The organism is Microbacterium xerophyticum (assembly GCF_053543555.1).
On the sequence record NZ_JBLVOB010000005.1, the window covers coordinates 75,277 to 87,901 of the forward strand.

At 63.7% G+C, this 12,625-nt stretch carries 12 protein-coding genes; 3 read left to right on the forward strand and 9 right to left on the reverse strand.

Annotated elements, in window-relative coordinates:
* Window positions 1-10 precede the first annotated feature (10 nt).
* A complete protein-coding gene (galE, locus tag ACNPNP_RS04900; protein WP_448964943.1) occupies window positions 11-1,000 on the reverse strand; it encodes a UDP-glucose 4-epimerase GalE in 990 nt (329 codons plus the stop codon).
* 146 nt (window positions 1,001-1,146) lie between these two features.
* Here galE and ACNPNP_RS04905 point away from each other — a divergent pair, with 146 nt between their 5' ends.
* Genes ACNPNP_RS04905 through ACNPNP_RS04915 form a run of 3 tightly spaced genes read left to right on the forward strand, consistent with a single transcriptional unit; the run spans window position 1,147 to window position 4,633 of the window.
* Window positions 1,147-3,057 carry a glycosyltransferase gene (locus ACNPNP_RS04905; RefSeq protein ID WP_448964944.1) on the forward strand — a complete coding sequence of 637 codons (1,911 nt, stop codon included), beginning with the start codon at window positions 1,147-1,149 and terminating at the stop codon, window positions 3,055-3,057.
* Window positions 3,054-4,016, forward strand: a complete 963-nt coding sequence (locus ACNPNP_RS04910) for a glycosyltransferase family 2 protein (protein ID WP_448964945.1) — start codon at window positions 3,054-3,056, stop codon at window positions 4,014-4,016. The genes ACNPNP_RS04905 and ACNPNP_RS04910 overlap by 4 nt, the downstream gene beginning before the upstream one ends.
* Window positions 4,016-4,633, forward strand: a complete 618-nt coding sequence (locus ACNPNP_RS04915; protein ID WP_448964946.1) for a hypothetical protein — start codon at window positions 4,016-4,018, stop codon at window positions 4,631-4,633. Before ACNPNP_RS04910 ends, ACNPNP_RS04915 begins: the two co-directional genes overlap by 1 nt.
* Window positions 4,634-4,675: 42 nt before the next feature.
* On the opposite strand, the gene ACNPNP_RS04920 is transcribed toward ACNPNP_RS04915, so the two are convergent.
* The 8 genes from ACNPNP_RS04920 to ACNPNP_RS04955 form a co-directional block, all read right to left on the reverse strand.
* Window positions 4,676-5,416: an ABC transporter ATP-binding protein gene (locus tag ACNPNP_RS04920; RefSeq protein WP_448964947.1), complete on the reverse strand. Its 741-nt coding sequence runs from the start codon at window positions 5,414-5,416 to the stop codon at window positions 4,676-4,678.
* Window positions 5,416-6,210, reverse strand: a complete 795-nt coding sequence (locus tag ACNPNP_RS04925; protein ID WP_448964948.1) for an ABC transporter permease — start codon at window positions 6,208-6,210, stop codon at window positions 5,416-5,418. Before ACNPNP_RS04925 ends, ACNPNP_RS04920 begins: the two co-directional genes overlap by 1 nt.
* A 10-nt stretch (window positions 6,211-6,220) precedes the next feature.
* Window positions 6,221-7,357, reverse strand: a complete 1,137-nt coding sequence (glf, locus tag ACNPNP_RS04930) for a UDP-galactopyranose mutase (RefSeq protein WP_448964949.1) — start codon at window positions 7,355-7,357, stop codon at window positions 6,221-6,223.
* Window positions 7,358-7,422: 65 nt separating this feature from the next.
* On the reverse strand, window positions 7,423-8,718 hold the full coding sequence (locus ACNPNP_RS04935) for a nucleotide sugar dehydrogenase (RefSeq protein ID WP_448964950.1): 1,296 nt from the start codon (window positions 8,716-8,718) through the stop codon (window positions 7,423-7,425).
* 72 nt (window positions 8,719-8,790) lie between these two features.
* A complete protein-coding gene (locus ACNPNP_RS04940) occupies window positions 8,791-9,870 on the reverse strand; it encodes an acyltransferase family protein (RefSeq protein ID WP_448964951.1) in 1,080 nt (359 codons plus the stop codon).
* A gap of 4 nt (window positions 9,871-9,874) precedes the next feature.
* Window positions 9,875-10,939, reverse strand: coding sequence for a non-hydrolyzing UDP-N-acetylglucosamine 2-epimerase (gene wecB / locus ACNPNP_RS04945; RefSeq protein ID WP_448964952.1), 1,065 nt, complete (start codon window positions 10,937-10,939; stop codon window positions 9,875-9,877).
* A gap of 34 nt (window positions 10,940-10,973) precedes the next feature.
* Window positions 10,974-12,146 carry a glycosyltransferase family protein gene (locus ACNPNP_RS04950; RefSeq protein WP_448964953.1) on the reverse strand — a complete coding sequence of 391 codons (1,173 nt, stop codon included), beginning with the start codon at window positions 12,144-12,146 and terminating at the stop codon, window positions 10,974-10,976.
* The gene (locus tag ACNPNP_RS04955) at window positions 12,143-12,616 is read right to left on the reverse strand and encodes an acyltransferase (protein WP_448964954.1); all 474 of its coding nucleotides are present in this window, start codon (window positions 12,614-12,616) and stop codon (window positions 12,143-12,145) included. Before ACNPNP_RS04955 ends, ACNPNP_RS04950 begins: the two co-directional genes overlap by 4 nt.
* Window positions 12,617-12,625 lie beyond the last annotated feature (9 nt).

Consider the following 12,625-nt stretch of genomic DNA (forward strand, 5'->3'; position numbering starts at 1 on the left):
CCGGACCCGCTCAGCCCAGCGAACGGAGCTTCTCGGCCCACGCGAGCGCATCACGCACGCCGTCATCGAGCGATCGCTCCGATCGCCATCCGAGCACAGAAGCGGCACGGTCGACGACCGCGTAGGCTCCTGCCTGGTCTCCGAGCCGCCGATCGACGTCGATGACCGGCAGCGGTTGCCCGGTGACACGTTCGAACGCTGCGACGAGCTCACGAACAGTGACACCGTCGCCAGTGCCGACATTGATGATCTGAATGGGGTCAGATGTCGTGGCGACCTCGTCGAAGCGCTCGACAGCCGCGACGTGAGCGAGGGCGAGGTCCCACACGTGGATGTAGTCACGAAGACCGGATCCGTCACGGGTAGGCCAGTCAGTACCGGTGATTGTGAATGGGACGCCGGCGGCTCGCGCCTGCATGATCTTGCCCAGTGCGTGTGAGGGCGTCGGATTCTGGAGGCCGGTGCGAAGGCGCGGATCTGCGCCGATGGGGTTGAAATAACGCAAGGCGATGGCTCTCATATCCCCGGCCCGAGCGGTATCGGCAAGGATACTCTCGACCATCGCCTTGGTCGTGGCGTAAGGACTCGACGGCGCAAGCGGTGCCGTTTCGTCGACGCCCTCTCCACCGTCACCGAAGTAGACCGCCGCCGACGAGCTGAAGACGACGCGGCTGATCCCGACTGCGCGGAGATTGGCGAGCAGGACGATGGTCTTGCCGACATTCGTGTCGTAGTAGCCAAGCGGATCGGCAACCGACTCCGGCACGACGATCTTCGCGGCACAGTGGACGACGACATCTATGTCGGGGTGGTCGGCAACGATCTGCCTAAGGAGTTCTCCATCGGCGATGTCCCCGACGTAGAGGTTCCGTCCCTCGCCGAATTCTTTGCGACCCGCGGATAAGTCATCGAGGATCACTGTCTCGATACCCGCCTCCAGACAGGCCGTTGCGACCGTCGAACCGATGTAGCCGGCGCCGCCGGTGATCAGAGCTTTCATCGAGCCCATAGTAGACCGACGTCCTGTCACAGGAGGATGGGCGCGCTCTGCGGGGTTCCACATGACCTGAAGGTAGGCTACTCGGTGCCCGCTGAACAGCCGAGCGCCCATCCGGGCGGGGCGAAGCAATCCCGGAGATCTCGCCCGTGACCCACGTCCTGCAGAATGTCGTCTTCCCCCTCGACCGCGACCCCGACCTCCTCCCGCTGTATGCCGATCCCGAGACCTGGTCCGTGATCGATGAGGAGCCCGTCCGGGTCTCGAATCGCGCGCATCTGGGCAACATCCTGAGCCGCCACAGCGCGCGTATCGTCGCCGGACGACGCGTCTCGCTCGGCACGTACTTCAATGCGTTCCCCGCGTCGTACTGGCAGCACTGGACGAGCGTGCGCCAGGTGCGTCTCACCGTGCGGACCAAGGGACCCGCCACGATCCTCGTGTACCGCTCGAACGGTTCCGGGGTGCGCCAGCGAGTGGACACGAGTGAGGTCACCGGCGACGCGACGACATCCTTCGACCTCGCCCTCACGCAGTACAGCGACGGCGGGTGGATCTGGTTCGACATCGTCGCCGACGAGAAGTCCGCGATCCTCGAAGGTGCGGAATGGACGACGGAGCAGGAACCGACACGCATCGGGAAGGCCTCGCTCGGCATCACGACCTACAACAAGCCCGACTACTGCGTCGAGACCCTCCAGGCACTCGCAGCATCACCGGACGCGCTCGAGTTCGTCGACCGGATCTTCCTCATCGATCAAGGCACGCAGCTCGTCGCAGAACAAGAGGGCTACGGCGAGGTCGCACGTGCACTCGGCGACACGCTGCAGGTCATCAGGCAACCGAATCTCGGTGGCTCCGGCGGTTTCGCCCGCGCGATGCACGAGACGCTGAAACGACCGGAGAGCGACTTCGTGCAGCTGCTCGACGACGATGTGCGGCTCGAGCCGGAATCCGTCCGACGTTCGATCGTGTTCGGCCAGTTCGCGACCAATCCGGTTCTCGTCGGCGGGCACATGTTCGATCTGCTCGACCGCCCCAAGCTGCACGGTTGGGCCGAGGTCGTGGACCGCAGCCCGTTCATGTGGCGCAATCTCTACCAGGAGAAGATGCCGCACGATTTCGGCGCATCGAACCTGCGTCAGTCGAAGCTGCTGCACATGCGCATGGACGCGGACTACAACGGGTGGTGGATGTGCCTCATCCCGCTCGACGCGATCCGCAAGGTCGGACTCTCGTTGCCCGCGTTCATCAAGTGGGACGATGCGGAGTTCTGCCTCCGCGCTGGCGAAGCCGGTTTTCCGACGGTCTCGATGCCCGGCGTCGCGCTCTGGCACGTGTCGTGGGTCAACAAGGACGATTCGATCGACTGGCAGGCCTACTTCCACGCTCGCAACCGCATCGTCGCCGGGCTGCTGCACTCCGAGGTCCCGCGTGGTGGCCGCCTGCTGCGGCACAGCCGCCGTGTCGACCTCAAGCATCTGATGATGATGCAGTACTACCCGGTCGCGCTGCGCGCCCAAGCACTGCGCGACGTGCTCTCAGGACCGGCCCACATGCAGGAGAATCTGGCGACGGCGATGCCGCGCGCTCGCGCACTCGCCACCGACTACCCCGAGACGGTGGTGCATCGTGATCCGTCGACTGTGCTGCATTCCAGGCGCGGACGACAGGTGTACAAGCAGCTTTCGAAGAACGATCTCGACAATCCGACCGGCGCGAAGCTCCGGCTGTTCACTCTCACGACTCTGGTCGCTCATTGGGTGCACAAGCCGAGTCCGGCGAACGTCGCTCAGCCCGAGGTCGAGTTCGGCAAGGAGGACGCGCACTGGTGGCGGGTGCCCGCGTTCGACAGCGCGCTGGTGAGCGCTGCTGACGGATCAGGCAAGAACATCTACACGCGCGATCGCAAGAAGTACCGGCAGATGCTGCGCGACACGATCCGTCTGCACGCCGAACTCCAACGGCGCTGGCCAGAGCTGCAGAAGCAATACCGGGAGGCGCTTCCTGAACTCGTCTCCCCCCAGTCTTGGCAGCAGATCTTCGAGGAGAAGGCATGACCGCGGCGCCCGCTGCATTCGCCCCCGCGTCGGCGACGATCGTCATCGTCACCTACAACCGCTCGCATCTGCTCACCCGGCTGCTCGAGAGCATCGCGGTCATGGACCCGAAGCCCGGACATGTCGTGATCATCGACAACGCATCCGCCGACGACACCACTGAAGTCGTCGATTCCTTCCGTGCGCGCATCGGGACTGAGATCGTGTACCGCAAGTTGGAGACCAACACCGGTGGGTCCGGCGGGTTCAGCGAAGGCATGCGCACGGCGTACGAGCTCGGCTCCGAGTGGATCTGGATGATGGACGACGACGTCGAGGTCCTGCCCGACGGCCTGGCACGCATGGGCAAATGGGCTCCTCGTTTCAAGAGCATCCAGGGTCGGCGCTACGACTACGACGGCAGCGAGTTCTACTGGCAGTATCGCATCGCTGAGCGGATGGGCATTCCGATCCCGTTCGCACCGGCAGGGTTCGACGCGTCAGGGTTCAAGGAGATGAACAGCGGATGCTTCGAGGGGATGTTCATCCACCGCTCCATCGTCACGCAGATCGGTTTGCCTGACCCTCGCTTCTTCATCTACTGGGATGACCAGATGTACGGCTGGCTCGCCTCGCGGCTGACGACCGCCGTCATCGTGAACGAGTTCGTGCTGCGCCGCACTCGCGAGATCAAGCAGTGGGACATGGGCGTTCGCCACATGAATGCGTCGAGCAACGCGTACCGCTACTACATCATGCGCAATCGCGCGTTCATCAAGAAGTACTACCGCGTGCACGGCGTCTACAATCCTGTCCTGTTCGGATTGGGAACCACGGCGACGTTCTTCAAGGAACTCATCCGACTGCTCTTCGTCGAGCGCACGGTACGGGGCACGAGCAATCTGTTCCGAGGCATCCGCGACGGAGGCAAGATCGCCCGCGACCGCGGCTGGACGCCGATGCCGGCACTGGAGAAATGATGAGCGACGAGCAGCAGCCCCGCGCCGAGTGGATCTTCCCCGAGCCGAAGAAGAGCAACAAGCGTCGCATCTGGCTGATCGTGGGATTGTCCGTACTGGCTCTGGCCATCGTCGCCACACTGCTGTTCTTCCTGCTGCCCCGTGGCGGCGAACCGGAACCGACGCCCACACCAACGGATTCGGCAAGCCCCAGTCCTACGCCGACCGTGACGCCGACGGCGACGGCGACACCTCCGCCCACCTCACCTCCTCCGACGGTCGCACCGCCGGAGGAGCCTGAGACGACTCCGCCTCCGGTGCCGGATCCTGATGTCCCCACGTTCGCCGCTCAGGTCCAGCCTCGGCTGGACGACGCCGCGACGGGGCTTCGGATCGTCTCGGAGTCGAGCGGCCACGACGCCATCCAGGTGATCGAGACACTGCAGCAGGACGCGGGCCACCTCTCGGGTGCAGCAGCGCCGAGTTCCATCTCGTCGGAGTGGTATTCGGCCGCGGGCGACTACAGCAAGCGACTCGGTGAGCTCCGTGGCGCGTTCGAAAGCGGCTCGGGGACGCAGAGCGCGCTCGATTCGGCCACCACTTCGTTGCAGAGGCTCCGAGCGCTCGTCGGCCTCTGAGCCGGGGCTGCGCACGAAACACATGCGTCCCGCCGTCGGCGCCTATGCCGACGGCATCGAATCCCGGTTGTACCGATCGAGAACCTCGTTGATGCCGGCATCCAGCACGAGAGCACCCTTGTTCAGATAAAGGCCGCGTGTGCAGAACCTACGCAGGTCGCGCTCGTTGTGGCTGACGAAGAACAGCGTTCGGCCGTCGGCGAGCAGTTCGTCGATGCGCTTGTAGCACTTGTCTCGGAATGCCTTGTCCCCCACGGCGAGTACTTCGTCGACCAGCAGTATCGGCTCATCGAGCTGCGAGACGACGGAGAAGGCGAGACGTACCTTCATGCCGTTCGAGAGGTGCTTGTACGGGGTCTCCTGGAATTCCTCGAGCTCGGCGAAGGCGATCATGTCGTCATAACGGCTCGTGATCTCAGACTTCGTCATGCCGTGCAGACCAGCGGTGAGGCGCACATTCTCACGCACTGTCAGATCGCCTACGAACCCGCCCGTGAGCTCGATGAGTGGCGCGACGCCACCGTTGACAGCAACAGAGCCCTCGTCGGGCAGAAGCACGCCGGCAACGAGACGCAACAGCGTCGATTTGCCCTGTCCGTTGCGACCGACGACGCCGATGGACTCGCCGGGCTGCACGTCGAAGGAGACGTCGCGCAGCGCCCAGAACTCCCCTGGACGCGTGCGCCGTGAAGCGCTGGCGAACAGGTCTTTGAAGCTGCGCCGACCGCGCCTGTTGCGGCGGAACTGGACGCCAAGTCCGCGCACCTCTATCGCTGCAGCCATCACAGCTCCTTCAGAACTGGTCGTTCGAGTGTGCGGAACACCCACTGCCCCAACACGAAGATCGCCAGAGTCATCACTGCACCGATGAGGACGGTGTCCAGATGCCACTGATCAGGGAAGAACGCCATCCGATACAGCGTGAAAATGCCGGCGAGCGGGTTGAACGAGCCGATCGTCTCGAAAGGGCCGGGCAGGTTGGACACGCTGTAGATGATCGGGGTCGCATAGAACAGTGCCCGCAGGATCAGGCCGGTCGTGCGCTCCAGATCGGCGTACAGGGCGCACAGCGGGGCGACGAGCATGCCGAGCCCGACCAGCAGGATCACCTGCAGCACCACGGCGACAGGGAACCACAGGATTCCCCAGCCGAACTCCGTTCCAGGCGAGAATATCGCGAAGAGGACGAGTACCGGGAGAGAGAAAAGAAACTCCATCCCCTTACTCAGCACGATCCGGTTCACCCAGATCGATCGCGGGATGTTCGTCGAGCGGACGAGTCGCGAGTCCTTCTTGAACGCCTTGGTGAAGTCTGACACCGACGAGTTGAACCAGACCCAGGGCAGCAGGGCGCTGATGAGGAAGACGATGTACGGGTCTTCGCCGACGTCGCGCTGGAACACCTGCGTGAACACGAACCAGTAGATCGCGCTCATCACGAGGGGATCGAGCACCGACCACAGGTAGCCGAGGAAGCTCGTCGCGTAGCGGACCTTCAGATCGCGCGCCGACAGCAGCCACAAAGAATGCAGATACCGCCGGGGCGTACCCGGCGCCCCGACAGCAGCGTGACTCACGGTTCCGAGTTTAGGCGAGGGTGTTGTTCCACATGGTCAGCGCCGAGCCGATGGCCATGTGCATGTCCAGATACTGGTAGGTGCCGAGGCGCCCGCCGAAGTGGACGTCCTTCTCACCCTTCTGCAGCTCTCGGTACGACAGGAGACCGTCGCGGTCCGAGGGCGTGTTCACCGGGTAGTACGGCTCATCGGCCTTCTCCGCGAAGCGGGAGAACTCGCGCATGATGACCGTCTTGTCGTCCGGATACACGTCCTTGCGCTCCGGGTGGAAGTGCTTGAACTCATGGATGCGTGTGAAGGGCACGTCCATGTCCGGGTAGTTCATGACCGGGGTGCCCTGGAAGTCGCCGATGTTCAGCACCTCGCGCTCGAAGTCGAGCGTGCGCCAGCTGAGCTCGCCCTCGGCGTAGTCGAAGTACCGGTCGACGGGGCCGGTGTAGACGATCGGCACCTGCCCCACGAGAGCCTTGCGGTTCAGCGGCTGCGACTCGTCGAAGAAATCGACGTCGAGCTTGACTTCGATGTTCGGGTGATCCGCCATCCGCTCGAGCCATGCGGTGTACCCGCCTGTCGGCAGGCCCTCCCACGTGTCGCTGAAGTAACGGTTGTCGTAGTTGTAGCGCACGGGGAGGCGGCTGACGATGTCACCGGACAGCTTGTGGGGATCGGTCTGCCACTGCTTCGCCGTGTAGTCGCGGAAGAAGGCTTCGAACAGCGGACGTCCGACGAGAGCGATCCCCTTCTCCTCGAAGTTCTGCGCCGACTTGACGTCGTACTCCCCCGCCTGCTCCTTGATGAGGGCGCGAGCCTCGTCGGGTGAGTAAGCGGCCTGGAAGAACTGATTGATCGTGCCGAGGTTCACCGGCATCGGGTACACGACGCTCTTGTGGTTGGTGTAGACCTTGTGCACGTAGTTCGTGAACGTCGTGAATCGGTTGACGTACTCCCACACGGTCGCGTTCGAGGTGTGGAAGAGGTGCGCTCCGTAGCGGTGCACCTCGATCCCGGTCTCCGGGTCCGCCTCGCTGTAGGCGTTGCCGCCGATGTGCGGGCGGCGTTCGATGACGGTGACCTTGCGGCCGGCATCCGCGGCGCGCTCAGCGATGGTGAGGCCGAAGAAACCCGAGCCTACGACGAGAAGATCCATGACACCCATCGTATCGGCGGCCCGGGCTCAGCCTGAGCGGATGCTGTGTCGCAGGAGGCGACCGTTCAGACGCCCACGCCGACTACCAGACGGGGCGTGCCCACCCAGCGCTCAGAGTCGGTTGCTGCCCGTCCGTCCACGAGTAGCCGAATACCGGGCAGCTGATCCGGCGTGAGCTCGCGGTAAGCCGCGTGATCGGTGTGAAGTACTGCGAGATCGATGCCGTCTCCCAGTGTGTACGGGACGAATCCGATTCTTCTCAGTTCGTCGTCGTCATACAGGGGATCGTGGACCGACACCTTCGCACCATGCGCCTCAAGCGCGGCGACCGTGGGGAACACTCCGGAGAATGCCGTCTCCTTCACACCGCCACGATACGAGGCACCGAGGACTACTGCACGCAGTCCGTCGAGCGAGCCCAGTGTCGCGGCGGCTCGGGCGACGAGGTGTTCCGGCATCGACTCGTTCAGTTCGCGGGCGGTGCGTACGATACTCGCATCGGGGTCCGTCGAGAGATACAGCTTCGGATACACCGGTATGCAGTGGCCCCCGACCGCGATGCCGGGGCGGTGGATGTGACTGAACGGCTGCGAGTTGCAGGCCTCGATCACCTGGTGCACATCGATGCCGTGCTCAGCGGAGAAGAGGGCGAACTGATTGGCGAGTCCGATGTTCACGTCCCGATACGTGGTCTCTGCCAGTTTGGCCATCTCGGCCGCCTCCGCGCTGCCGAGATCCCAGACTCCGTTGGCTCGAGGCAGGTCTGAACGCTCATCGAACTGCAACACGCTCTCGTAGAACTCGATGGCGCGCCTGGCGCCCGGCTCGGAAAGCGCTCCTACGAGTTTCGGATACTTGCGCAGGTCAGCGAAGATACGGCCCGAGTACACCCGCTCCGGCGAGAACACCACGTGGAAGTCGTCGCCTTCGGACAGACCGGAGATCTGCTCGATCATCGGCTTCCAGCGTCCGCGTGTGATTCCGACAGGAAGCGTCGTCTCGTAGGAGACGAGCGTTCCCGGGGTGAGATGCTGAGCCAGCGACTTCGTCGCGTCATCCATCCAGCCGTACTCCGGTTCAGCCGTCTTCTCGTTCACGAACAGCGGCACGACGACCACGACGGCGTCCGCGCCCGGGATCGCCTCGGCGTAGTCGGTAGTCGCATGCAGTCGCCCTTGCGCGAGCGCCGAAGTGAGGCGATCTCCCAGCTCAGCCTCTCCGGGAAACGGCTCCTGACCCGCATTGATGGCGGCCACGATGTCGGAGTTCACGTCAACGCCGACCACATCGTGGCCGGATCCGGCGAACTGGACGGCGAGAGGGAGCCCGATCTTTCCCAGGGCCACGACGGCGATGCGCATGGACTCCAGTTTATGCCTGCATGAGTGCGCCGACGACTTCGCGCGCCGAGGGCCCTACGACGGCATCTGCCATCAGCTTCGTGGGTGATCTGCAGCGCCGGTGGTATCGCGCTGCATCTGCCACGGCGGTTGGAACACCCACGCGAACCTGCTTCGCGTGCAGCGATCGTAGAACCATGTCGTGACGAAGACGAGCAGTGCTGTCACCACAGGGACGAAGACGATGGCGAGGACTGTGATTTCAAAAACCTGATCCGCTTCGAACCTGCGCAGCACCAACACGCCGAGTGCCAGCGCCTCGAGCAGGAATGCGTGACCGACATAGATCGCGAGCGTTCTCGCCGCGAGATACCGGCTGAGTCGCGCAACGACGGGAACTCGAACGGCGACCACGCTCCACGCCACCAGCGCCGCGACCCCGGCGAATGCCAGGACAGGAACCCGCAACTCTCCGGGGATCGCTGTTCCGGTCGTCGCCACCAGGACCACTACCGCCGTGCCGCCGATCGCGAACCACCAGGGCCGAGCTGCCACCCAGAACACTGCCTTCCGGGCAGAACATCCCAGGAGGAACCAGAACAAGAAGATCATCCAGCGGCCGATGTTGTCGGTCAGCGCCTGGGGTAGATCCGGACTCAACCACGCAGACACCGGATACCGAAGCACGAACGCCAGACAGGCTGCGACCACCAGAGTCGATCTCGGCACACGAGATGTGGCCTTACCCACGACAAGGAAGAGCGCGAGCGCCGTCAGGAACCACAAATGTGTTCCCCCGAACGCGATCCCACCCAGGACGTATCCGAAGCCATCGACTCCAGTCGCTTCCAGGCGCACGAACCAGAGCGGCGCGATGAGGACGGACCACACCGCAAAGGGCCACAGAAGATCACTTATACGGGTGCGCAACAGAGTTCTCCATGGACGTTGCACCGCCCGATGCGCGAGTACTCCTGAGATGAGGAAGAACAGCGGGATCCGCACTGGGATGAGCAGGTCACTCAATTGGCGCCACGGATTCGTCCAGCCCGGCACACGACCAGCGAAGACGAGGTCGAACACCCACCCGGAGACGTGATACACGACGACCAAGATGATCGCCAGCGTCTTCGCAGCGTCAACCCAGTCGATTCTCGACGATACGGTCTTCACGTCATCACCTGTTTTCCGCGAGCTGCGAGATCACACGCGTCGCTGCATGACCGTCGCCATACGGTGCAGCGTCCGAGTTCACCGGTCGAGCCCGAGTGACTCCAGCGGCAATCTCATCCGCCGTGTTCGCCAGCACGTTCCACCCGAGGTCGATCGTTTCGACCCATTCCGTCTCAGTCCGCACGGTCGTGCATGGCACGCGGAGCAGGAACGCCTCCTTCTGCAGGCCACCCGAGTCGGTCACGATTCCCGCCGAAGACAACGCCGCCGCGATCAGCTCTGGATATGCCAACGGTGCATGCGCCACCAACGACCCCTGGGTCAACTCGATCCCATGAGAGGCCGCTCTCGCCACCACTCGCGGGTGTGCCAGCAGGATCACGGGCTTATCCAGGCCGGCGAGGCCGGCTGCGACCTCCGCCAGCCGGGTCTGGTCATCAGTGTTGTCCGCCCTATGAATCGTCGCCAAGTAGTACTCCCCCGCTGTCAACCCCAACTCCTGCACCAACGGCGATGGGCCGGTCGCGAGTCGATCACGCACCTCGAAGAGCACGTCCGTCATGACATCCCCCACCAGAATGCTCCGAGCTGCCAACCCCTCGCTTGCCAAATGATCCACAGCGACCTGCGTCGGGGCGAGCAACAGATCCGCGGCATGATCCGTCATCACTCGATTGTGCTCTTCCGGCATCCGCCGGTTGAAGCTGCGCAACCCCGCCTCCAGATGCGCGACCGGGATATGCATCTTCACAGCGCTCAACGTCGCCGCGAGCGTCGAATTCGTGTCCCCGTACACCAGAACCCAGTCCGGACGGTGCTCATCGAACACGGCATCCAGCGCAGCAAGCATCGCACCTGTCTGCACGCCATGCGAACCGCTGCCCACGCCCAGATGCACATCAGGTATGCCGATGCCCAGGTCTTCGAAGAACACATCCGACAACATCGGGTCATAGTGCTGGCCGGTATGCACGATCACATGCTCCACGCCGGCAGCCCTCGCCGCCTTATGAATCGGGGCAAGCTTCACGAACTGAGGACGCGCACCCACCACACTGAGAATCTTCACGAGGACCCACTCTACGGATACCAGGCTCAGCGCGTCAGCGCGCGGCCGCACCGTCTGCTGAGATGATCGCGGCAATCGATTCCGCCCAGGTCTCGACTTGCGACTCCGCCGAGAGCATCGGCGCAGCACGATCGGAGGCATCTTTGTAGCGGTCCACCAGCTCCCGGGTTAATCCATCCAACGCCTCGCGGATCGCGGATTCGTCGAACGTCTCCGTGACCTCGCCCAGTTCATGCTCCCTCACCAGATTCGCCATCTCGATCGATGGACCGACGATGACCCCGAGCCTGGCCTGCACGAAGTCGAAGAACTTGTTCGGAAGGGCCAGCGAATTGTTCTCGCTCGTCGGAGGCAGCACGTGGATCCCGACGTCGTAACCGTTCAGCGTCTCGACGAGCACATCCTGTGTGACCGGTTCGTGGACCGTGATGCGCTCGCCCAGTCGTGCTGCGAGCGCGGAAAGCTGCTCGCGATCTGCTGGAGGGTTATACGTCAAATAGAGATCGAGCGTGATCGCGGTGCTCGAGGCCGCTACAGCGCGCATGATGTCGGCGAGACCGCGTTCGCGGAACGGATTGCCGCTGTGCACCAGCCGGATGGGAGTCGACGTCGGCCGCACGGGGAGATCCCGAAGATTCGTCGCATTCGTGACCACGCCTGTCCGAAGACCGTACTGCGCGTACCTCTGGGCGATAGCGTTGCCGACCGTCGTGGATGAGCGCGCCTGCGAGGCGTGCTTCTCGATCAGCCAGGTCCAGTATCGGCGTTGACGCAGGCCGAGCATGCTGTCCTCGACCGGCAGCCCGGGAAAGAACTCGTGCAGATCGGCGTGCACCCGATCAGCGCCGACACATTCGATCGCGACCCCTACTGTCTCCGCATCGTTCGCGATCACCGCGTCGAAGCGGCGTCCACGTAGAAGCGCCTTGGTCTGCTTCACGAACGGGATCTGGCGATACGTCCAAGTGAACCACTCACGCTCTCGCGCGATGTCGTCGATCAGATTGCCGATGCGCCCCCGCGGGATGACCTCATCCGGGTGCAGTTCCAGGTGTTCGACATCGCGATGCGGCCGCGGCCCAGGTGAGCACGTCGTGACGTCGTAGTCCCGCACGAGGCGATTCACCTGCTTCAGCACTCGGGGATCAATGCTGATGTCGTCGAAGCAGAGGATCAGGACGCGAGCGCGTCCGTCGGTCGACGTCATGAATCCCGCTCTCCCCGGAACCTCTTCGCGGCATCCGGATACACCCGTGCCGGCACTCCACGCAGCACGCTGAAGGGCGGAGCGACGGTGTTCTCCGTGACGACTGCTCCAGCCGCCACCACACAATGATCGCCGATGTCCGCGCCCATGAGGACCACGGCGTTCGCTCCGATGTGGACATGCGAACCGATCTTGGTCGGTGCCCGCTGGATGTCCCGTTCGCGTTCGCTCACGCATCGCTCCACCGTTGAGTGCGTATAGATCTGCGCACCGGCCGAGACGTCGCATCCATCGCCGATCTCGAGCCCACCGCTGCCGTCGATGACGGTGAAAGCACCGATCCACACGCCCTCGCCGATCTGCGGCTCACCGACGACCCACGCGTGCGGGTTGAAGCGGTTCGGCGGGAAGCCATGCCATGCCGGCGGGGTCATCACGCCGTCACTCTCAGTGTCCTCCACGTTGCGCATCCCTTCAGT